Origin of the sequence: Streptomyces sp. NPDC005483 (assembly GCF_040606035.1) — a bacterium.
Lineage (GTDB): Bacteria > Actinomycetota > Actinomycetes > Streptomycetales > Streptomycetaceae > Streptomyces.
The window spans coordinates 35,113-55,623 of record NZ_JBEXEA010000035.1 but is presented as its reverse complement, the minus strand read 5'-3'; the positions used below and the strand labels follow the sequence as shown (position 1 = coordinate 55,623).

Sequence of the window (20,511 nt, the reverse complement as noted above, 5' to 3'; positions counted from 1 at the left end):
ATGAGAGAGGAAAACGGCCCCTTGGGCTCATGCTCTCGGCGGTAGCCGCAGATCGAAACAGCCCCGCGTCCCTTCCGGGGCGGCGCGCCGTCCGCCGAATACTCCCCAGGGAGTAATCCGCACGCGCCGTCACCCCCGGCAGTACGCGTCACCTCGCCCTCCCGTCCGACGAAAGCCGTGGTTCTCACCGGAAGTCTGGGGACCGAAGCAGACGTCACCCGGAGGGAGATCGGTCGATGAGGGCCGGAGAGACAACCGCTACGACGAGGCTGGGGCCGGGGCGCGGGCGAGCCGTTCCATGGGCGGTGCTCGGGCTGTGGATTGCGGTGATCGCACTCGTCGGGCCGTTCGCGGCGAAGCTCGCCGACGTGCAGCACGACAAGGTCACCGACTACCTGCCGGCGAGCGCGGACTCGACGCAAGCGGCGAAGATCGAGGAGAAGTTGCCCGGTGGCGAGACCACCGAGATGGTGCTCGTCTACCACCGGGACGGCGGGCTCAGCGCCGCCGACCGGAAGACCGCGGCCGGGCAGGTCGCGGAGATCACCCGACAGCACGAGCTGATCGGCGGTACTCCCCAGGGGATTCCGTCCAAGGACGGCACGACCCTGATGTACCCGGTCGCCAGCAACGAGCCCGGGGCGGACGAGGAGAAGCAGGACAGGCTCGTAACCGACGTTCGCAAAGTCGCCCAGGGCGAAGGCGGGTTGAGCGTCGACGTGGGCGGCACCGGCGCGCTGGCCACCGACTCCGGCGCGGTCTACGACTCGCTCGGCGGACCGCTGCTCTACACCACCGTCGCCGTCGTCGCCGTACTGCTGATCCTAATCTACCGCAGCCCCGTGCTGTGGCTCGTGCCCCTCGTCGTCGCCGGGATCGCCGACTACATGTCGATGGGCGTCGCCTATGGACTCAACCAGGCCTTCGGGACGACCGTCTCGGGGCAGAGTTCGGGTGTGATGACAATCCTTGTGTTCGGGGCGGGCACGGACTACGCGCTGCTGCTCATCTCGCGCTACCGGGAGGAGCTGCGGCGCATCGAGCGACCGTACGAGGCCATGGTCGCCGCCCTGCGCGGCTGTGGGCCCGCCGTGCTCGCCTCCTCCGGCACCGTCGCCGTCGGACTGCTGTGCCTGCTCGCCGCCGACCTCAACAGCAGCCGGGGCATGGGCCCGCTCGGCGCCGTCGGTGTGCTGTGCGCGCTGATCGCGATGATCACCCTGCTCCCCGCCTTCCTCGTACTGGTCGGACGGCGGGTGTTCTGGCCGCTCGTGCCCGCCTTCGGGAGCACGCCCAAGCAGCGGCGGAGCCTGTTCTCGGCGATGGGCAGCTCCGCCGGACGCAGGCCGCTGACCGTACTCGCGAGCGGTGCCGTACTGCTCGGCGCCCTCGCCCTCGGCTCACTCAACCTGCCGGGACCGCTCAAGCAGGAGGACTCCTTCGTCAAGAAGCCGGAGGCCGTCGTCGCGATGGAGACCCTTGCCAAGGCCTATCCCGGGCAGGGCAGCCAGCCCATCGACGTGATCACCCCCCAGGGGCGCGCCGACGAGACCCTCGCGACCGTCCGCGGCACACCAGGCGTGGGCAGCGCGGAGAAGGGGCGTACGGGAGACGGCTGGACCGAGATCGCCGTCTTCGCGAAGAGCGCACCCCAGTCGGCGGAGGAGACCGCCACCATCAAGTCCCTGCGGAACGAACTGAAGGGCTCCTACGTCGGCGGGGACAGCGCCCAGCAGATCGACCTGGAGGCCACCAACGCCCGGGACACGAAGATCGTCGTACCGCTCGTCCTCGTCTTCGTGATGCTCATCCTGATCGGGCTGCTGCGGAGTCTGGTCGCACCGCTGCTCCTGGTGGTCGCGGTCATCGCGGTGTGGGGCGCCTCCCTCGGGATCGGCGGACTGGTCTTCGAACCGCTCCTCGGCCTCAAGGGCACCGATCCGGGGCTCGGACTGCTGTCCTTCGTGTTCCTGGTCGCCCTCGGCGTCGACTACGGCATCTTCCTCATGCACCGGATGAGGGAGGAGTCCCTGGCGGGAGCGGAACCGGCCACGGCGGCACTCACCGCACTGCGCACCACCGGCGGCGTCATCGCCTCCGCCGGACTCGTCCTCGCCGCGACCTTCGCCGTGCTGACGAACATGGGCCTGGTACAGCTCGTCCAGCTCGGCTTCGTGATCGCCGTCGGCGTCCTGCTCGACACCTTCCTCGTACGGACGTATCTGGTGACCAGTGCCAGCGTGGCCCTGGGCCGGAAGGTGTGGTGGCCGGGCGGGCTCTCACGGCAGCCCGGGCCGGCCGAACCGGCCGGGTCGAGCGGAAGGGGCGGACCGACCGAGCCGCCCCGGCAGCCGGAAACCGTCAGTGCACCCTGAGCACGCTGTCCGAAGGCCTCGATCGAACGCTCTGATCGAGCACGTTGATCGTGCACCTTGATCCGGCGGGCCCGCCCAGGCGCCTCTGCTTCCGTAGGGGCGCCCGGGTTCCCGTACGAGTACCGGAAGATGGAGCCGTGGAAGAACGGGGAACGACCACAGGGGTGCGCGACCGGTCGGCGGCGGAGACGGCGGCCGGTGGCGGCGGGCGGTCCCGTCGCGGCGAGCGCATCATGTCCGCCATCAACCGCGAACCGCTGACGGCACCACACCGCACCCGCAACGACGCGGTCCTCGCCGTGTGCGTAGCCGCGCTCGCCGTAGCCCTCGCCCTGATGGGCGGCGAAGGGATCCGGCCCGACCATCTCGGCTGGACGCTGCTGCTCGCCGGGCACGTGCCCCTCGTATGGCGGCGCCGCCGTCCGGTGGTGGCCCTGCTCGGGATGGCGGCCTGCATGGCTCCGTACCAGGCCCTCGACTACAACCCCGCCCCACCCATCCCCGCGACCGTCCTGGCGCTCTACACCGTCGCGGCGACGGGCGCCGTACGCCGCACGCTGCTCACCGGCGTCGCCGTCCTCGGCCTGACAGCGATCGGCAACGGCCTCGTCAACCCGATGGAGGCGCTGGAGTCCCTGGAGATCTCCGGCTGGATCATCGCGGTCCTGTTCATCGGTATCGACGTCCGCTACTACCGCCGGTACGTCGCCTCCATCGTCGAGCGGGCCGAACGGGCCGAACACACCCGGGAGGAGGAGGCCAGGCGCCGCGTCGCCGAGGAACGGCTGCGGATGGCCCGTGACCTGCACGACCTGCTCGCCCACAGCATCACGCTCATCGGCGTGCAGACGTCCGTGGCGGCCCACGTCCTCACCGCCGACCCCGAGCGCCTCGACCGCAAGGCCGTCGCCCAGGCACTGGACGACATCGCGGGGACCTGCCGGATCGCCCGGGGGGAACTGCGTACGACGCTGGAGGTGCTGCGGGCGCATGACACGGTCGTGGGGGTGGGCGCGGATCCGGGGCCCGGTTCCGTGTCCGGTTCTGTTTCCGGGGCCGAGGACATGCGGGGGCCGCTGCCCGGCATCGACGGACTGGCCGATCTCGCGGAGACCGGCCGGGTGGCCGGGGCCAAGGTCGAACTGTCCGTCCGCGCGGACGACATCCCGCCCTCCGTGGGCGCCGCCGCGTACCGGATCGTGCAGGAGGCGCTCACCAACGCCGTACGTCACGGCGGCCGCGAGGACCTCACCGTGCGAGTGGGTCTGTGGACCGCGGACGGCGCACTGCGGGTGAGTGTCAGGGACGACGGCACGGGCGGGGACGACGGCACGGGCGGCGGAGTGGGCCCGTCCGACGGCACGCCGGGGTTCGGGCTCATCGGAATGCGGGAGCGGGCCCGTAGCGTGGGCGGCACGCTGGACGCCGGCCCGGGGCCCGCCGAGGGCTTCGAGGTGACCGCCACACTGCCGCTGTTCCGGGAGGACGAGGTTCGATGACCATCCGCGTACTGCTGGCCGACGACCAGAACCTCGTACGGGCCTCCTTCGCGATGCTCGTCTCGTCGGCAGGCGACATGGAGGTCGTCGCCGAGGCGGGCACCGGGCGGGAGGCCGTGGCGCTGGCTCGGTCGGCGCGGGCCGATCTCATCGTGATGGACATCCGCATGCCCGACCTCGACGGGATCGAGGCGACCCGGCTCATTGCCGCCGACGAGGATCTCGCGGGGGTGAAGGTGCTCGTCCTGACGACGTACGAGACCGACGAGAACATCGTCGAGGCACTGCGGGCCGGGGCGTCCGGCTTCCTCGTGAAGGACATCAGGCCGGCCGAACTCCTCGACGCCATCCGGACGGTGGCCGCGGGGGAGTCCCTCCTCTCGCCCGGTCCCACCTCGCGGCTGATCGCCCGCTTTCTGCGCGCGCCGAACACCGGGACGACATCCGCTGTGGGCGGGCCGAGCGTGCTGTCCGAACGGGAACGGCAGGTGCTCGCGCTGGTCGCGCGCGGTCTCAACAACCCCGAGATCGCCGACGCGTTGGGACTCAGCCCGCTGACCGCGAAGACCCATGTCAGCCGGATCATGGGCAAGTTGGGGGCGCGGGACCGGGCGCAACTGGTGATCGTGGCGTACGAGTCGGGGCTTGTGATACCTGGGACTGTCTGAGTTCGGGGCGGGTTCAGGTTGCGTTCCGGGGGGTCGGTTGTACGGTCCCTCAACTCCCTGTGGTTGCACGGGTTATGGGGGTGTCCGAAGTCTTGAGCGGAAAAGCGAAAGTTGCCTTCTGAGCTGGGAAGATGAGGCTTGTCGAAGGTCTCTGTCATCGCACCAGGAAGGCACTTTCTGCGCGCACCCTACCCAGTCGCGTCCCAAGCTCGTCGTGTCGGCCGATGGCACCGGGGTGGTCAGCCACGCCGGATCCCGCTTGCTGGCCGATCTCTCCAATGTCACCAGCCTGACCAGCGCCTTCACGGACGCACTGCGTCCACTGCGACCGCGTGGCGCCGGGCACGCTCCCAGCCGGATCGCGGTAGATCTCGCGATCATGCTCGCCGACGGCGGCGAGGTGATAGCGGACCTGGCCCTGCTGCGCGACCAGGCCGAGGTTTTCGGCCCTGTCGCCTCCACTCCGACCGCCTGGCGCCTGCTGGCCGGCATCGATTCGGCTGCACTCGCGCGCCTGCGCTCGGCCAGAGCCACCGCCCGGGATGTCGCCTGGCTGCAAGCCGCCGAGACCACGGCAGGGATACCCGCTGCCCGCGCGGGTGGACGCGACCTGCCCGGTCTTGTCCTGGACCTCGACGCCGCCCTGGTCACCTCCCACTCCGAGAAGGAGCAGGCAGCGGCCTGGACAACACCGGCGAAGCCCTGGCCGGAGCAGGGAGGGCAGACAGTCGGGAGTGTCGGTCCGCGTTCGTCCCTGCTCACGCAACCTGCGCAAGCGCTGGGCAGTCCTACCGGATGCCGAGATCGGAAAACAGGCATCCGAACGCTTGACTGAGGAGAGGGATGGCGAATCTGAACACCCAGACGACCTGGATTGACGCACGCGAAAGACTGCCGCGGGACGGTGTACCGGTGGCAGCGGCGATCATGGGCCGGTACCCAGCTGACAGCGCTGAGTCCGAGAACGCGGTGGAGGAGGCGTTCTGGCTGGTAAGGCCGATGTACTTCACGACTCGGCACTTCAGTGAGGACGGAACGGAACACAGGGACTGCTTCGTCGACTCGGACGGATATGTCCGCCTGCCCTACGGTCTTGCCGACGATGACACGGTGACTCACTGGGCTGAGCTGCCCACCCTGCCGGGCAGGACGACACACCTCGTTCTCGGCGAAGACGTGCAGCCGGCGCTCCAGGATGCGTGGCGTGCTCGCCCTGGCACCTGACACACATCCTGATTCGGCACTGCGGGCGAGTTCGGGTGGGCCCTGATGGAGGTCGACGCGTCGCTCGTAACGGATGCGGAGTCGCTTGAACTGGAGCAGCCGGGTGAAGGCGGCGCGCTACCACCCAACGCACCTTCCCCAGCCCGGAACCGTGGGCGACGCCGCGTCGGACGATCAGCGGTTTGCTGCCACGCTTCCGCAGCAGGCGACGGTACTTGTCGAAGTCGTAGCCGCGGTCGGCGTACGGGCGCCGGGGCTTGCGGCGCGGGCGCCCATGCAAACTCCGGATCGGCGAGACGGCGTCCAGTAGCGGCAGCAGCTGGGTGACGTCGTGGCGGTTGCCGCCGGTGAGCGTAACGGCGAGCGGGGTCCCGTGGCGGTCGACGATGAGGTGGTGCTGGAGCCGGGGTGGCCGCGGTCGACGGGCGAGGGACCGACGTGGTCCCCCCTTTGAGAGCCCGGACGTGCGAGCCGTCGACGGCGCAGTCGTCCAAGTCCAGCGAGTCCGTGTGGCGCAGTTCGGTCAGCAGGTCGGAGTGCAGGCGTGGCCAGACGCCAGCCTCGGTCCAGTCCCGCAGCCGACGCCAGGCCGTGACTCCGGAGCAGCCTGCGGTCTCGGCCGACACGTCGCGCCAGGCAACGCCGGTCCGCAACACGTACATGATTCCGGCGAGGACTGCTCTGTCCGGAACGCACAGTCGTCCGGGATGGCGATGGCGTCGTTCGGGAGCGGGTGGCAGCAGCGGCGCCACCCGCTCCCACAGGTCGTCCGGAACAAGATCAGCACGCACCGGGATACCCTGCCGACCAAGATCGCCGAACGCAAGGCCGGCGACTCAACTGGCGTCACGTATCGGCCCGTTCCTCGTCGCGCGGCGGCTCGGCGCAGGCGGGATGGGGGAGGTGTACCTCGCCTACTCGGTCGCGGGGGAACCGGTCGCCGTTAAGGTGATCCGGCCCCACCGCACGGACCCGCACACCCGCGGGCAGAGACGCGCCGCTCACCGCACACCCCCTGACTCCCGCAGCGCGGGCACACCGTCGCTCGGCGCATGCCCCCCCCTCCGCCGTTGAAGAAGCAAAGCACGAGGGGCACGGACACCGACGGAAGTGATCACATCGGACCAGGACCAGCTGCAAATCTTGTCCGGAAGCTGGCTACGGATGCAGGGAATGTCGCCCTACTCCGTCCACATTGGGCATCAGGGCCCACAGACCTGTGCGTGTCTGTCCTGGGAGCAGGTCCGGAGGACGAAGCGGCCTGCGCTCGTGAGGGCGAGGACGTGTGGGGATCAGTCGGTCTTGTCAGCGAGCCGGTGGGGTGAGGGTGGTGCGGTCGAACGGGCCACCATGTGAGGCGGCGTACGTGACGGCCTCGTTGACGGCGTTGAGGCCGAACGACCGGACCCGTTCGGTGGCGAGGTCCAGGGTGCCCGAGGCGAGGAGCCGGATGAGGCCGACGTTCGCTGTACACGGGTACATCCACTGGCCGCGCACGGTGATCGAGTTGCGCATGATCCATGGGTACGGGAGGGCGAGGTCGTCGCCGCCGAGCATGCCGACGCCGCCCATGAGAACGACGCGGCCGTATTCGCGCACGGTCATGACTGCCGTGCGCGCTGCCGAGCTGGGTGCGCTCGGCGGTAGCAGGTCGATCACCATGTCGATCGGGCCGTCGGCCGCCGCGGACATCGCCGCGCGGTCGCCGGCCTCGTCCCCGGTGAGCGGAACCGGGCGCACGAGCGGACCGAACCGATCGGCGAGGAGGTCGAGCGCGGCCTGGTTGCGGCCTGGGGCGACCACTCGGCCCGCCCCCATGGCAAGCGCCACCGCAACCGCACTACTGCCGAGGTTGCCGGTGGCCCCGTTGACGAGCAGCGTCTCACCGGCTGCGAGCCCGCCGGCCAGCAGCCCGCCGTAAGGGATGACGTGCACGCCGAGCGCGGCCCAGCGGGCCGGGTCGTCCCCCGCCGCTGCGGGGAGCGGGAAGACGTTCTCCGTCGGGACCCGCATGAGCTCGGCGAACGACCCGTCGTGCAGGTACCGGGCGAGGCGCGCGCCGCCCTCGCCGCGGGAACTCCAGCCCTGGAGCGTGATGTCGGGCGTCAGGGCGTCATCTCGCGAGCGCACCGTCGGGTCGCACCACACCAGGTCACCGGGGCGCAGCCGGGTGGCGTCGGGGCCCACGTGGACGAGCCGTCCCACGCCGCCGATCCCAGGCACGACGGGAGGGATTAGGGGGTAGTTCCGCTCGCCGCTGAAGACCTCAGCCGCGTAGGGCGCCACGCCGGCGGCGAGGACCTCGACCACCACCTCGCCGCCGCCGGCCTCGGGGTCGGGAACCTCCCGCACCGTGAGCGGGGCACCGAACTGCGTCAGAACTGCTGCTCGCACCTGCTGACCTCCGCGTTCGTCCGTGTTCGTCGGGATCGACACTAGGAACCCGGCGGGCATGCGGGAAGCGACGATCAAGCATCTGTGGTATGCGTATCTCGCATGGACATCTCCAGCACAGGCCTACGGGTCCTGCGGCAGATCGCCGAGTCCGGCAGCTTCACCGCAGCAGCCACCCGGCTCGGCTACACACAGTCGGCGGTCTCACGCCAGGCCGCCGCCCTCGAACGAAGCGCGGGCACCGCCCTGTTCGAACGCCGCCCTGACGGCGTGCGGCTCACCCCCGCGGGTCTGACTCTGTTGCGCCACGCCCGCACGATCCTGGACTGTCTGACGGCGGCCGAGCGCGACCTCACCGGCACCGTCCCGCGTACCGAACTGGTGCGGCTCGGACTGTTCCTGAGCGCCGGCGCGGCCATCCTGCCTCTCTCGCTCACCCGCCTCGCGGCGACCGACCCGCAGATCACGGTCACGACTACCGAGGGCACCACGCCCTCCCTGGTCCGGGCACTGCGCGCGGGCTCGATCGACCTTGCCGTGCTGACGTCCCGCCCACCCCACCGGCCTTTGGACGGCGAGTCGCCGCGCCTGCACGTCGAGACCGTTATGGACACCGAACTTGTCGTGGCGGTGCCTTTGACCGGAGAGTTCGCCGGCCGCACCGCGGTGCACGTCGACGAATTGATCGACGTCCCGTGGATTGCCGCCCCGGCGTCGAACGCCGAGCCACTGCTCGGCGTCTGGCCTGGCCTGCCCGGACGGCCGGACATCGTCCACTGCGCCCGCGACTGGCTGACGAAGCTTCAGCTCGTCGCCGGTGGCTTCGGGGTGACAACGGTGCCCTCACGGCTCTCGCCGGTGCTGCCGCCCGGGGTGAGCCTGCTGCACGTCGAAGGCGCACCTCCCGAGATCCGCCGGGTTCTCGTGGCGCGGCTCCCCGGCCGCCCCACCCCGGCGATCACGGCCGTCACGCGAGCAATTGCCTCGCCCACCTGATACGTGCCGCCGGCCGTCGGATTCGGTGCCGTAGCCCGCCGAGGGCGCGCACCATCACGTGTACCTCGGTCAGTATTAGCCTCCGCGTTTCACTTGCGGTGGCGTCCGGATCTTGATCGGCTATCTGCTCGCGGACCGCCGTCAGCGTGGTTGTCCCTCTCTGTTGGATGTGGGCCACACGTACGGGAGGTCGTCGGGTACGCCGGGGAAGAGCTCGCCGTACACCTCCGGGGCCTTGCGGACCAGCGCCGAGCGATGGCTTTCGTGGAAGGCCCCATCGCCGTGCCAGGGCGGTAGTTCGCCCGAGGCAGCCAGCGCCGACTGGCCGCGTACCGGGGTGCCGGGGCGCACAGCGGCCAGTCCGGCCACCAGCGAGGCGGCGCAGCTGTCCTGGTGCCCCTGGTCTTGCCAGACCCGGCAGATCTCCAGGCCGTACCGCACGAGGGCTTCCTCGTATCCCACCCACATGCGTACGGCCGGATGCCGACGCCAGCCGTATCCCGGCACCGTCAAGCCGCGCAGGACCTGCAGTGCCTCGACTCTCTGTTTGCCCAGTCTTCGCCGATCCAGCAACAGGGCCGTCTGCCGGGAGTCCGGGTGGGGCAGGAAGGTCTGCATCGGGGCCTGCTCACTTCTTGCGCAACGCGGACGGCTTGTGGACCGCCGTGTTGCCGGACTTGGCGCTGCGTACCTCGTACTGCGGCTCGTCCGGTGAGGCGTCCACGGTGCGGCCTGCGGCCTCGGTGCGTCGGGTGAGCTTGCGGACGACCGTGCCTTCGGCTGTGCTGCCGTGGCTCCTCCATGTGACCTCGTCACCCCGGGCGAACCTCTCGCTCTCGGTGTTGTTTCTCGCTTTCTTCGTCATCGCGGTTCCTCCATTCCTCTCCGTCCAGGACGTGATCGCCCTGTGCGGCGCGCCCAGGATCCGGTGTGCTCAAGGGGTTTCCCGGCCTCCATACGGAGCCGTGCGCGACGCGACACCTACAGCACCGCCGGCGGCAGGGCCGCACACACCAGCCGGGTCAGCCGCAGGCAGGCAGGCGCGCAGACAGTCGTACGGCGCCGCTCCAGGCCAGTCGAGACAGGCGACGGCAACCGTCCGCACAGGGCACACCCGGCAGGCCGGGGCGTGCCTATGGGCTCACAGTTCGCGCAGTTCAGGTCGGTGATGGCCACGACAACGCCCTGAGGTCTGTCAACAAGGTGTGGGACGTGTGGGCGCTACCGGTCAGGTTGACGTCAATGACGGCCTGCCATGTGGGTGCGCCCGGGTCGGCGAACGGGCGGACCTCCGCGACGCCCTCGTTGCCCGGCACCGCCGAAAGTCGGCCGAGACCTTGTCGTGGCGGCCGGGCGGCCGCCCTCAGCGCGGCGGGGTCCATGATGTCGACCTCGACGGCCAAAGCCGGCACCGGCAAAGACACGGCCTGCTCGTCCAAATCTCTCTTCTTGTGGCCCCGCAGCGCAACCCGCGCGCTGCGGCAAGCGACTTCCCCGATCATCGCCGCCCCCAAGCCGCGAGCGGTACCGATGACGACGGCTCTCTGGCCGGCAGGTGGGCTGCTGCACACAAGGCGACCCTTCCCTACATTTGGTTGCGTGTCCTGACCATTACTTCGACCCGGAAGTAGCGCTCGGATGCGTTCCACGTCCCGCGAGTCAGCCGGCACCCGGCAGCCGGGGCGATCGGTGCGGTCGCGGAGCGCGGAGATTCCTCTGCGGCGAGCCAGAACACCGCGGCTTCGGCGGACACCGAGGGCACCCCCTCACTGGATCCGTCTGGAGCGTCGGATCCCGTGGCCGGCTGCAGGGACCGATCCGGCTGCGCATCGCTGCAGCGCAGCACACGAAAACGGTCCACCGACTGCGTCGGCGGACCGTCGTCAAACATCGAGGGTCAGGAGGTGAGGAGGAAGTCCAGGAGAGGCCGGTTGACCTCATCGGGGGCTTCACTGCGGCCAGTGGCCCGGTCCGTCGAGCCGTTCGTAACGCCAGGGAGCGGCGATGAACTCGCCGGAGGCGGCCATTCGTTCGTCGCCCGCGTTGAAGTCGGCTGAACCCCAAATCCCCATCGCGGGCACGGTGATCTTGGGCAATTCGGGCGGCGACTCGACGAGGACCCTGGGGTGAAAATTGGCCCGGTACCAGTTGATGGCCGGGGTCAGGGACCCGCTGGCTTCCAGATCGGCGATCACGGCGTCGGCGTCGGGGTGTGGGAACAAGTTCCGGAAGTTCGTCCACTCGTTGTCGGACAGCCAGCGCTCAGCGATCTCCTCGAACTGGAAGAGCAGCATGTACCAGGTCCTCTGCCGCTCCAGGATGTTGCCAGGCCGACGCACCGACGGGTGGCCGACTGAAAGCACTGCCAGCCGGTCAACCCGCTGCGGGGCGAACGTCGCCACGCTCCACGCCACGTTCGCGCCCCAGTCGTGCCCGACGACAGCCGCCTTCTCCAGGCCCAACTGGTCGAGGACGGCAACCGGGTCGGCGGCGAGACTGGCCATCTTGTACGCCTCGATGTCGCTCGGCTTGTCCGAACGGCCGTAGCCTCGCTGATCAGGGACGATCAGCCGGAGACCTGCCTCGGTGAGTGGCGCGATCTGCTTGGACCACACCCGGCCGGTGTCCGGAAAGCCGTGCAACAGCAGGACCGGTTTCCCTTCTTCCGGCCCGTAGAGTTCGACGTTCAGCTTGATGCCACCGCTGTCGACCTGCATGGTTCTTCCCTCCTGGTGTGCACTGACTGCGGAATCGGGAGTTCTATGGGCCTTCACGGGACCAAGACGATCTTGCCCCGGACATGGCCGCCCTCAAGCTGACCGAAGGCCTTGCCGACCTCCGCCAGCGGGTAGGTCCCGGCGATCGGGACCTCCAGGTCGCCGGCGGCGATCAGGCCGGCCAGCTCCGCGAGCACCGCAGCGCCGGAGCCGGCGCCGACCTCGTACCCCTCGAACCTGACGCCGTACGTCTGCACCGCGTCGAACCGTACGATCGTGTTGAACCGCCCGGGTGCGACGCCCAGGTCGTCAAGGGCGATCTCGACGTAGTCCGCGCCCTGGGTGTCGATGAACGCGTCGACCCTGCCGTACGCCGCCGCTGCCCGGATCCGGTCGGCCACACCCGGTCCGTAGGCCACCGGAATCACGCCGCGCCCGGTCAGCCAGTCGTGGTTGTACTCGCTCGCGAGGCCGATCACAGTCGCCCCGGCCCGCACGGCGAGCTGGACGGCGATCGAGCCGACCCCGCCGGCCGCTCCCGCCACGACCACCGTGTCCCCTGCGGCCGGCTCCACGGCACGGACGGCCGCCCAAGCGGTGAACCCCGCGGACGCGAGCGCGCCTGCGACCTCCCACGTCACGCCAGCGGGCTTCGGGACCAGGTGGTCCGCCTCCGCGACCACGTACTGCGCCTGGCTCGAGAGCGGATCCACCCAGCCGATCACCTCATCACCGGCGGCGACCCCGGTGACTCCCTCGCCCACGGACACCACTGTCCCGGCCAGGTCGTGGCCCTGCCCCGTCGGGAACGTCAGGGAGTACACCGCCTGCATGTGGCCTTCCCGGGTGTGAGCCTCGCCCGGGTTGATGCCTGCCGCCTTGACTCGCACCAGCGCCTGGCCGCGGCCGGGTGACGGGACCGGGACGTCCACCACCTGCAGGACGTCAACGCCGCCGTACTGGTTGTACTGCACTGCCTTCATGTCTGTGGTCTCCTCGCGCTTTTGCCTACGCTCAGACGCTAGGGACCAGCCGTGTGAGCGGGTGTCACCCGATTCGTGTGATCGGTCGTGCCCGGCACGCGCCGAGAGGCGATCAGCCGGCGGCGCGACGAGGGCACCGGCGCGATCCGCGCAGCGAGGAGGCACCGGCCCGGTCGGCGGCGCGGCCCGGCGTGTGCGCGCGAGCGCGGAAGAGCCGTGGGGTGACCGGGCCTGCCAGATGCGGGGGATCGCCTCGAGCGGGCGAAAGGGCCAAGCCGCCATCCGCACGGTTCATGCCCCACCCGGTTCATGCCTGCCCCGCCGCCGACCTGCTGGGCAACCCGGCTGCTGACCGTGGCGGCGATGCTGAAGGCAACGATCGGACGAGTGGGTGCCGCTGCCAGGTGCGCACGGATCGTCGGTCAGGAGTGAATCTGTCGCCGGTCTGATCAAGGCACCGTGGGAAGATTCCGCGTGTGGGAACTGGCGAGGGAGCAGATGCCGGGCCGGTGCGGGCCACTCATCTCGGTGCGGGAGGGGTCGTGGCCCGTCCAGAGCTGGTGGGCCGGCTCAGCGGACCGGCCAGGGTGACGCTGGTCTCGGCGCCGCCTGGCAGCGGCAAAACCGTGTTGCTGCGTTCCTGGATCAGCCAGACGGGCCTGGAGGAGTGCGCTGCTTGGGTGGCAGCGTGGCGGGATGAGCGGGATCCGCAGGGATTCTGGCTGTCGGTGCTCGACGCGCTACGCCGGACGCGCCCAGGGGTGGCGCTGGTGCGGGCGTTGACTGCGGCACCGGACCTGGACGGGTGGGCGATCACGCAGCGGCTGCTGACGGACCTGGCGTCGCTGGAGGAGCAGGTGTGGCTGGTTATTGACGACGTGCATGAGCTGGCTCCGGACACCCTGCGCCAACTGGAGCTGCTGATCACGCGCGCCCCGCGGAGGCTGCGGTTCGTCCTCGCCGCGCGGGATGACGTACGGCTGGGGCTGCACCGGCTGCGGCTGGAGGGTGACCTGGCCGAGGTCCGTGCGGGTGATCTGCGGTTCAGCCTGACCGAGACGGAGGAACTGCTCGCCGGGGCCGGGGTCGAGCTGCCCAAGTCGGCGGTGGCGGTGCTGCACGAGCGGACCGAGGGATGGGCGGCGGGGCTGCGGTTGGCCGCGTTGGCGGCGTCCGGGCACCCCGACCCGGTGCGGTTCGCCGCCGAGTTCTCCGGCACCGAGCGGACGGTGGCGGAGTATCTGATGGCCGAGGTGCTGAACCGGCAGCCCGACCCGGTGCGGTGGCTGCTGCTGCGGACTTCCATCCTGGAGCGAGTCAACGGGGAGCTGGCCGACCTGCTGGCCGGGGGCGAGGGCGGGGAGCGGGTACTGCAGGACCTGGAACAGGCGAACGCGTTCGTCATGTCACTGGACACTGCACGTTCGGAGTTCCGCTATCACCAGATGTTCGCCGGGCTGTTGCAGGGGGAGTTGCGGCGCGCCACGCCGGGCGAGGTCCCCGATCTGCACCGGGCCGCCGCCGGATGGCTTGCCGGGCACGGATACCCGGCGGAGGCGGTCCGCCAGGCCCAGGCGGCGCGGGACTGGTCCCTGGCCGCCCGGCTGCTTGTCGAGCACTGGTCCGGCCTCTACCTGGACGGACGGGCCGGCGCCGTACACGAGCTGCTCGCCGGGTTCCCGACCGGCCTGCTCACGGCGAATGCCGGGCTGGCGGCGGTGGCCGCAGGCGATGAGCTGGCCCGGGGGTCGCTGGAGGCGGCCGAACGGTTGCTGCGTCTGGCCGAGCGGGGTACGGAGACGGTACCGGTCCCCCAGCGCGGCCAGCTGGAGCTCTTGTCAGGGGTCGTCGGGCTGCTGGCAGCCCGCCAGCGCGGGAACCCGCCGGCGGAGGCCGAGGCGGCGCAGCGGCTGCAGGCCATGGCCGAGGCTCTGGGGACGGCGCAGCCTTATTTGCGTGAGGATCTACGCGCGCTGGCGCTGATCAGCCTTGGCTATGCGCAGGGTTGGACCGGCCACCACGACCAGGCGGAGTACCTGGCGGAGGGGATCGCGCTGGCGCGCCGGATCGGTAGGGCATATCTGGAGTTCACGGGCCTGGCCCACCAGGCGGCGATCGAGGCTTCACGGTCGTTGGCACGGGCGGCCGAGTTCAGCAGGCAGGCCATCGAGCTGGCCGATCGGCACGGCTGGTCGGACGAGTCGGCGGCAGGTATGGCGTGCATGATCCTCGGCGCAGTGCTCGCGTGGCAGGGAAAGCCCGGAGAGGCTGAGCCCTGGGTCCAGCGCGCTGAACTCATTGTCAGCGCGGAGGCCGACCCCGCGGCCGGGCTCGGGGTCCGTTACGCCCGCGGGTTCGTGGAGCTGGTGCGAGGTCAGGACGGCGACGCGCTGACCGCTTTGCGGGACGCCGAACGGCTGGCCGGGTTTTTGGCCGCGCCGCACCTGCTGGCTCCGCGGGCGCGGGCATTGCTGCTGCTCGCCCTGGTGCGCCTCGGCGAAATCCAGCGCGCCGAGGAAACCCTGGCCGACCTCGAAGAACGGGAGCGAGAGCACGGGGAGGTGCGCGTCGCCACAGCCGAACTGCGGCTCGCCCAGGACGACCCGCACGGGGCGACCGTCGCGCTCGCGCCAGTCCTGGACGGCTCCGCCCGCGTGAACCCGGCCCGGGTCTTTCTCACCCTGGCCTTCACGCTGGAGGCGGCTGCGCAGGACGCTCTCGGCGATCCGGATGCCGCCGGCCGCGCACTGGAGCGAGCGCTCGACCTCGCCGAGCCCGACACTGCGCTCTCAGCCTTCGTACTGCATCCGATTCCCGCCCTCCTGGAGCGCCATGCCCGAAGCGGCACCACGCACGCGGCCCTGATCGGCGAGATCCGGGGCCTGCTCGCCGGGCGCGCACCGGCGCCGGTGCCTGAAAGAAGCCCGGCGCCGCTCCAGCCACTGAGCGACAGCGAACTGCGCGTGCTGCGCTATCTGCCGACCAACCTGACCGCGCCGGAAATAGCGGGGGAATTGCATGTCTCGGTCAACACTGTCAAGACTCACATGCGCAACCTGTACGCCAAGCTCGCCACCCACCGCCGGGCCGAGACCGTCACCCGCGCTCGCGACCTGGGGCTGCTCGCACCTCACGCCCTCCGATCCTGACCCGACGACGGCAACCGGCAGGAGATCATGGAAATCTCGGCCCCCTCCGCGACCGGGGACCTCACGATCCGCGGCATGACCGCCGACCTGGACGAAGAACTTGCCGTCCTGCCCATCCGCGATCCCGGCGACTACCCCCTGCGGCTTCACGCCCTCGGCCAGGACACCGCCGTCGACCTGGCCCCGACCAGATCACCGACTGATACCTGATCCAGGGCCTGGCCGGTACCTCCACAGACGGCACGGGCGCTCCCCCAGAGCAACCACTACGGGGCCGCTGTGCGCGCACACTGACCGTCGCCCAGCACCTTGCCGGCCTCATCAAACGGCAGGCGGCCAAAGCGCCGGCAGAAGGCCAAAACCCCGCCTGCTCTGCGCCACCGCTCACGCAGGCCGACCTGCGGCACTACGGCTGCGCCGCAACTCCGGGCAACTCAGGTGACGCCCTCACTCACCGCGCAGGTAGAGACCACTGGGCACCGAGGCGGGCGTACCAGCACGGGAGACAACCGGCGGCCTGGATCGCGCCCCATGAAACGCCCTGGGGTGCCATGAAGTGGTGTAGCCGGGCGCGGTCGCAGAACCCGGCCTCCGAGCACGGATTCCCATCCGCCGTGACGCCGCCCCCCGTGCCGAACTCAGCGCGGTTTGCGAGGAGATTCGTTGCGCAGCCTCCAGATTTCCTTCCAACGTCGGGCGTTTTCGGCTGCCAACGCCGGGTCCGGCGCGTCGGCCCGCTGCACCGCGAGACTGACCCCGCATTCCATGCACAGCTCATGGATCCGGTAGACACCGTCGTACCAGACGCTGGTGCGGTCCCGGTTTCCGCATACCCGGCACGTCAGCGCGGGAGCTGCATCGACCGGGACCGACGAACGGAGCACCCGCTCGACGACCACAGGCAGGGGCTCGCCGGGATGGATCGTCGGCTCGGGACAGTAGGCGATGTTCCCCCACCCCCGCTGCCAGCCTCGCCAGGACTCGTCCGCTTTCACCTGCCGAAAGCCAAGTGCCTTGTCCGCTCGGCGACCCTCGGCATAGGCACGTTCGTCAGCAAGCCAGAGCTGTCGGGCGTCGTGCAGCTCCCCGACAGCGCGTATCAGCGAGCCCGGATCCTTCTCCAGAATCCTGGGAATCCCTGCACTGAGGCAGAGGTGGTGATAGGTGGCTCGAAAGCCGTAAGGCGCGAAGTGGACAAGACATGACCGCAGATTCGTATGCCGGACACGCAGGGGCAGGCCCTCGTCGTAGACCCGTCTCCGATGCGTGTTGAAGCTGCTCATCCCAGAACGCTACGGCCTGCCGAGCACAGACCGCACTTCACTTCGGCGACCCAGGGACTCGCCCAGGCACTGCCCTTCACGGAACGGCTGCCAGACACATTCGCGCCTTGCGTGCCCTCAGGTCTTCCTCGGCCGGCCCCCAGTCCTGGCGGTGCGAGGTCGACGGTGTCGTCCTTGCGTCGGGCGAGCAGGACCTCGCCGCGAGCGCAGAGCAGGTCACAGGGTTTGCCGAGCTTCTCGAGCGCCAGCCCTGTCCTTCGCAGTGGACGGTGGCGAACTGTTCGGCGAGCTCCCCAATGGCCTTGCGCCTCTAGGGATCTTGCAGATGTAACCGGCGGGCGCCACGGCTCTGGCGCTGGGACCTCCTCATGCCCTCGACCTGCTCGACCGTGGCACCCGAGGACTTGCCCAAGGAGAACGCCTTCAGGGTCATCGGGATCGACAGAGGATCACGTGCTACCCGCTCGGCGCTCAGCCCTCTCCCCCACAGAGCCAGGCCCTCTCAAGGACAGAGCCACCGAAGGTTTGACAGTTCATGCCCAATGATGCGGACATGGATAATTTTAATAAAATGTGCTGAATATGGAGATGTGTGCTTCGTCGTAAGTGCCACAGCGAAGCATGTCCAGGTGTCCTGGACCAAGAAGTAGAACGCGGCGAAGAATGCGACGAGAGCGAGATGAGCGAGCATGGAGCGGCGTGCCGTCGACGATCGGGGAAGGCATTCCGCCCGAGACGTCGTCGGCGAGGCGCTGACTCCGCGCGCCATCGTCGACGAAAGCGGCACCGTGACCGGGTGGAGCACGGGTGCCGAACAGTTGCTCGGGTACTCGTCAGCACAGATCGTGGGCCGTGCGGCGGCTTCGTTGCTCGCCGAGGCGTCCGCGACGAGCGCTCCCCCATCCTTCCTGGAGCTGCCGAGATGGCACGGCACGCTCACGCTCCGGCACAGGGACGGCCACCCTCTCAAGGCCATGGTCCTCGCGCATCGGCGGACGGCGAACGACGGGGCCCGCGACTGGCTCCTGGTCTCCGCCGCGCCGGAGTCCGAGCTCCGGCCCGAGGACGACCTGCTCATGCGGCAGTGCCTGCTGCAGTCCCCGTCCTGCGCGACCTCGGTGTACGACACAAGCCTGCGCTACCGCCGGTCCAACCGGACCGCACAGAGCGCACTGGGCCTGAGCGAGGACGAACTGCGCGGGCTGCGAATGACCGACGTGCTCCCCACCCCCTTGTCGGAGGAGGTCGAGCGGCGGATGCAGGTGGCCCTGGAGACAGGTGAGCCGCAGTACGTGGAGAACCACGCGCAGGCCCCCGGCGAGACCCGTGAGCACGCCTGGTCGGTCCACCTGTACCGGGTTGAGGCCGCGGATGGCCGCGTCGTGGGTGTGGCCGCCACCGGACACGACATCACGGAGCAGTACTGGGCCCGCAAGCGCCTCCAGCTGATCGCCGAGGCCAGCACCCGGATCGGCAGCACGCTCGACGTGGCCCGCACGGCGCAGGAACTGGCGGACGTGGCGGTCCCGGAACTCGCCGACTTCATCAGCGTCGACCTGCTGGTATCCCTGGACGACGTGTCCGAGCAGCCCTGGGAAGGGCGGACGGCGGGCGGCTCCCTCGCCCTGCGGCGCATCGCCCACCAGTCCGTGCTTCCGGGAACCCCCGAGGCGGTCATCGCGCCCGGCGAGGTGGACGACTACCCGGAGGGCTCTCCGCCGGCGGAGAGCATGCGGTCGGGACGCTCCGTGCTATACCAGGTGGCCGAGCCGTTGATCGCCGACTGGGTCGCCAAGGACCCGATCCGCTCTTCCCGGGTGCGCGACTTCGGCTTCCATTCGGCGATGACGGTGCCCCTGTCAGCGCGCGGAGCCACCCTGGGTGTCGTCGTCTTCGCTCGTCACCGGCACCCCGACCCGTTCCAGGAGGACGACCTGGTGCTGGCCGAGGAACTGGCGGCCCGGGCGGCGGTCTGTATCGACAACGCCCGTCGCTACACCCGCGAACGAAGCACGGCGGTCACCCTGCAGCGCAGCCTGCTGCCGCAGCGGCTGCCCGAGCAGGCAGCGGTGGAGTTCGCCTCCCGCTACCTCCCGGCCGGTGGCCGGGCCGGGGTGGGTGGGGACTGGTTCGACGTGATCCCGCTGTCCGGAGCCAGGGTGGCGCTGGTCGTGGGCGACGTCGTGGGTCACGGCATCCACGCCTCCGCGACCATGGGCCGACTGCGTACGGCCGTACGGACCCTCGCCGACATCGACCTGCCTCCCGACGAACTTCTCACCCACCTCGACGACTTGGTGGGCCGCCTGGCCACGGAGGCCGAAGGCACGGGAACGGGAACGGCGCCGGCCGCGGGAGACGGAGAGACTGCGGGAGACGTAGGGGCGACCTGCCTGTACGCCGTTTACGATCCCGTCTCCCGCCACTGCACGCTCGCCCGGGCAGGGCATCCGCTGCCCGCCCTGGTGAGCCCGGGCGGCACCGTGGAACTGCTCGACCTGCCGTCGGGACCCCCACTGGGCCTGGGTGGACTGCCCTTCGAAGCGATGGAGACCGAACTACCCGAGGGCAGTCTGCTCGTCCTCTACACCGACGGTCTGATCGAGTCCCGTGGCCAGGACATCGACGTCGGCGTCTCCCGTTTGCGCCGGGCCCTTGCCGGGCCGGCCATCTCGCTGGACGTGCTGTGCGACACCATTCTCGATGACCTGCTTCCCGAACGGCCCACCGACGACGTGGCTCTGCTCGTCGCCCGTACCCGCGCGCTCAAGGCCGACCGGGTAGCCGCCTGGGACGTGGCCCCCGATCCGGCCGCTGTCGCCGGGGCACGCAAGAACGCCCTCGCCCAGCTGGAGGCATGGGGTCTGACGGATGCGGCCTTCGTGACCGAGCTGATCGTCAGCGAACTGGTCACCAACGCCATCCGATACGGAGAGCCGCCCATCCAACTGCGTCTCATCCACGACCGGAACCTCATCTGCGAGGTCTCGGACACCAGCAACACGGCACCCCACATGCGCCGTGCCCGCACGTACGACGAAGGCGGCCGCGGGCTCCTCCTGGTCGCTCAGCTCACCGAGCGCTGGGGAACCCGCCCCACCGACACAGGCAAGACGATCTGGGCGGAACAGAGCATCGAGCAGAACACCGACTGATCGACGAGAACCCCCGGAGGCATCGCAGGCGGTTCTTCGTCCCCCCGGCCGATGGGGCGCTGCAGCTC

The 20,511-nt window shown here is 70.0% G+C and carries 15 protein-coding genes and 2 pseudogenes; 9 read left to right on the top strand and 8 right to left on the bottom strand.

Annotation, left to right across the window (positions count from 1 at the left end):
- Positions 1-236 precede the first annotated feature (236 nt).
- The 5 genes and pseudogenes from ABZT06_RS41145 to ABZT06_RS41125 all read left to right on the top strand — a co-directional run bounded on the left by ABZT06_RS41145 (position 237) and on the right by ABZT06_RS41125 (position 5,766).
- A complete protein-coding gene (locus ABZT06_RS41145; protein ID WP_355752933.1) occupies positions 237-2,375 on the top strand; it encodes an MMPL family transporter in 2,139 nt (712 codons plus the stop codon).
- A 233-nt stretch (positions 2,376-2,608) separates the two neighbouring features.
- Positions 2,609-3,874 (top strand): histidine kinase, encoded by a 1,266-nt coding sequence (locus ABZT06_RS41140; RefSeq protein WP_355752960.1) that lies wholly within the window; start codon positions 2,609-2,611, stop codon positions 3,872-3,874.
- Positions 3,871-4,542 carry a response regulator transcription factor gene (locus ABZT06_RS41135; protein ID WP_355752931.1) on the top strand — a complete coding sequence of 224 codons (672 nt, stop codon included), beginning with the start codon at positions 3,871-3,873 and terminating at the stop codon, positions 4,540-4,542. Before ABZT06_RS41140 ends, ABZT06_RS41135 begins: the two co-directional genes overlap by 4 nt.
- A 151-nt stretch (positions 4,543-4,693) precedes the next feature.
- A pseudogene (locus ABZT06_RS41130) lies at positions 4,694-5,218 on the top strand (transposase); the annotation flags it as partial.
- A gap of 167 nt (positions 5,219-5,385) precedes the next feature.
- A complete protein-coding gene (locus ABZT06_RS41125) occupies positions 5,386-5,766 on the top strand; it encodes an AQJ64_40280 family protein (protein ID WP_355752929.1) in 381 nt (126 codons plus the stop codon).
- A 24-nt stretch (positions 5,767-5,790) separates the two neighbouring features.
- Here the strand turns inward: ABZT06_RS41125 and ABZT06_RS41120 are convergent.
- Together ABZT06_RS41120 and ABZT06_RS41115 are read right to left on the bottom strand one after the other, a co-directional pair.
- A pseudogene (locus tag ABZT06_RS41120) lies at positions 5,791-6,557 on the bottom strand (IS5 family transposase); the annotation flags it as partial.
- A 514-nt stretch (positions 6,558-7,071) separates the two neighbouring features.
- A complete protein-coding gene (locus ABZT06_RS41115) occupies positions 7,072-8,160 on the bottom strand; it encodes a zinc-binding alcohol dehydrogenase family protein (RefSeq protein ID WP_355752927.1) in 1,089 nt (362 codons plus the stop codon).
- A gap of 102 nt (positions 8,161-8,262) precedes the next feature.
- Between ABZT06_RS41115 and ABZT06_RS41110 the strand changes: the two genes are divergently transcribed.
- On the top strand, positions 8,263-9,156 hold the full coding sequence (locus tag ABZT06_RS41110; RefSeq protein WP_355752925.1) for a LysR family transcriptional regulator: 894 nt from the start codon (positions 8,263-8,265) through the stop codon (positions 9,154-9,156).
- A 141-nt stretch (positions 9,157-9,297) separates the two neighbouring features.
- Here ABZT06_RS41110 and ABZT06_RS41105 read toward each other — a convergent pair whose 3' ends face one another.
- The 5 genes from ABZT06_RS41105 to ABZT06_RS41085 all read right to left on the bottom strand — a co-directional run bounded on the left by ABZT06_RS41105 (position 9,298) and on the right by ABZT06_RS41085 (position 12,856).
- Positions 9,298-9,774, bottom strand: a complete 477-nt coding sequence (locus tag ABZT06_RS41105) for an MSMEG_6728 family protein (protein ID WP_355752923.1) — start codon at positions 9,772-9,774, stop codon at positions 9,298-9,300.
- Between the two features lie 10 nt (positions 9,775-9,784).
- Positions 9,785-10,021, bottom strand: coding sequence for a DUF2945 domain-containing protein (locus ABZT06_RS41100; protein WP_355752921.1), 237 nt, complete (start codon positions 10,019-10,021; stop codon positions 9,785-9,787).
- Positions 10,022-10,313: 292 nt separating this feature from the next.
- Entirely contained in the window at positions 10,314-10,658 is a 345-nt protein-coding gene (locus ABZT06_RS41095; protein ID WP_355752919.1) for an SDR family NAD(P)-dependent oxidoreductase, read from the bottom strand.
- A 447-nt stretch (positions 10,659-11,105) separates the two neighbouring features.
- Complete coding sequence (locus ABZT06_RS41090) at positions 11,106-11,873, bottom strand: alpha/beta hydrolase (protein WP_355752917.1); 768 nt, start codon at positions 11,871-11,873, stop codon at positions 11,106-11,108.
- 53 nt (positions 11,874-11,926) lie between these two features.
- On the bottom strand, positions 11,927-12,856 hold the full coding sequence (locus tag ABZT06_RS41085) for an NADP-dependent oxidoreductase (protein ID WP_355752915.1): 930 nt from the start codon (positions 12,854-12,856) through the stop codon (positions 11,927-11,929).
- Between the two features lie 542 nt (positions 12,857-13,398).
- On the opposite strand from ABZT06_RS41085, the gene ABZT06_RS41080 reads away from it, so the two are divergent.
- Entirely contained in the window at positions 13,399-16,005 is a 2,607-nt protein-coding gene (locus tag ABZT06_RS41080) for a LuxR C-terminal-related transcriptional regulator (protein ID WP_355752913.1), read from the top strand.
- 27 nt (positions 16,006-16,032) lie between these two features.
- Positions 16,033-16,215 (top strand): hypothetical protein, encoded by a 183-nt coding sequence (locus tag ABZT06_RS41075; RefSeq protein ID WP_355752911.1) that lies wholly within the window; start codon positions 16,033-16,035, stop codon positions 16,213-16,215.
- Between the two features lie 428 nt (positions 16,216-16,643).
- On the opposite strand, the gene ABZT06_RS41070 is transcribed toward ABZT06_RS41075, so the two are convergent.
- A complete protein-coding gene (locus ABZT06_RS41070) occupies positions 16,644-17,288 on the bottom strand; it encodes a hypothetical protein (RefSeq protein WP_355752909.1) in 645 nt (214 codons plus the stop codon).
- Between the two features lie 689 nt (positions 17,289-17,977).
- Here ABZT06_RS41070 and ABZT06_RS41065 point away from each other — a divergent pair.
- Positions 17,978-20,443: a SpoIIE family protein phosphatase gene (locus tag ABZT06_RS41065; RefSeq protein WP_355752907.1), complete on the top strand. Its 2,466-nt coding sequence runs from the start codon at positions 17,978-17,980 to the stop codon at positions 20,441-20,443.
- Positions 20,444-20,511: the final 68 nt, after the last annotated feature.

Bases quoted from the DNA above. Each gene is read 5' to 3' on its own strand.
- ABZT06_RS41145 (WP_355752933.1), top strand. From the start codon at position 237: ATGAGGGCCGGAGAGACAACCGCTACGACGAGGCTGGGGCCGGGGCGC.
- ABZT06_RS41140 (WP_355752960.1), top strand. From the start codon at position 2,609: ATGTCCGCCATCAACCGCGAACCGCTGACGGCACCACACCGCACCCGC.
- ABZT06_RS41135 (WP_355752931.1), top strand. From the start codon at position 3,871: ATGACCATCCGCGTACTGCTGGCCGACGACCAGAACCTCGTACGGGCC.
- ABZT06_RS41125 (WP_355752929.1), top strand. From the start codon at position 5,386: ATGGCGAATCTGAACACCCAGACGACCTGGATTGACGCACGCGAAAGA.
- ABZT06_RS41110 (WP_355752925.1), top strand. From the start codon at position 8,263: ATGGACATCTCCAGCACAGGCCTACGGGTCCTGCGGCAGATCGCCGAG.
- ABZT06_RS41105 (WP_355752923.1), bottom strand. From the start codon at position 9,774: ATGCAGACCTTCCTGCCCCACCCGGACTCCCGGCAGACGGCCCTGTTG.
- ABZT06_RS41100 (WP_355752921.1), bottom strand. From the start codon at position 10,021: ATGACGAAGAAAGCGAGAAACAACACCGAGAGCGAGAGGTTCGCCCGG.
- ABZT06_RS41095 (WP_355752919.1), bottom strand. From the start codon at position 10,658: ATGATCGGGGAAGTCGCTTGCCGCAGCGCGCGGGTTGCGCTGCGGGGC.
- ABZT06_RS41090 (WP_355752917.1), bottom strand. From the start codon at position 11,873: ATGCAGGTCGACAGCGGTGGCATCAAGCTGAACGTCGAACTCTACGGG.
- ABZT06_RS41085 (WP_355752915.1), bottom strand. From the start codon at position 12,856: ATGAAGGCAGTGCAGTACAACCAGTACGGCGGCGTTGACGTCCTGCAG.
- ABZT06_RS41075 (WP_355752911.1), top strand. From the start codon at position 16,033: ATGGAAATCTCGGCCCCCTCCGCGACCGGGGACCTCACGATCCGCGGC.
- ABZT06_RS41070 (WP_355752909.1), bottom strand. From the start codon at position 17,288: ATGAGCAGCTTCAACACGCATCGGAGACGGGTCTACGACGAGGGCCTG.
- ABZT06_RS41065 (WP_355752907.1), top strand. From the start codon at position 17,978: ATGGAGCGGCGTGCCGTCGACGATCGGGGAAGGCATTCCGCCCGAGAC.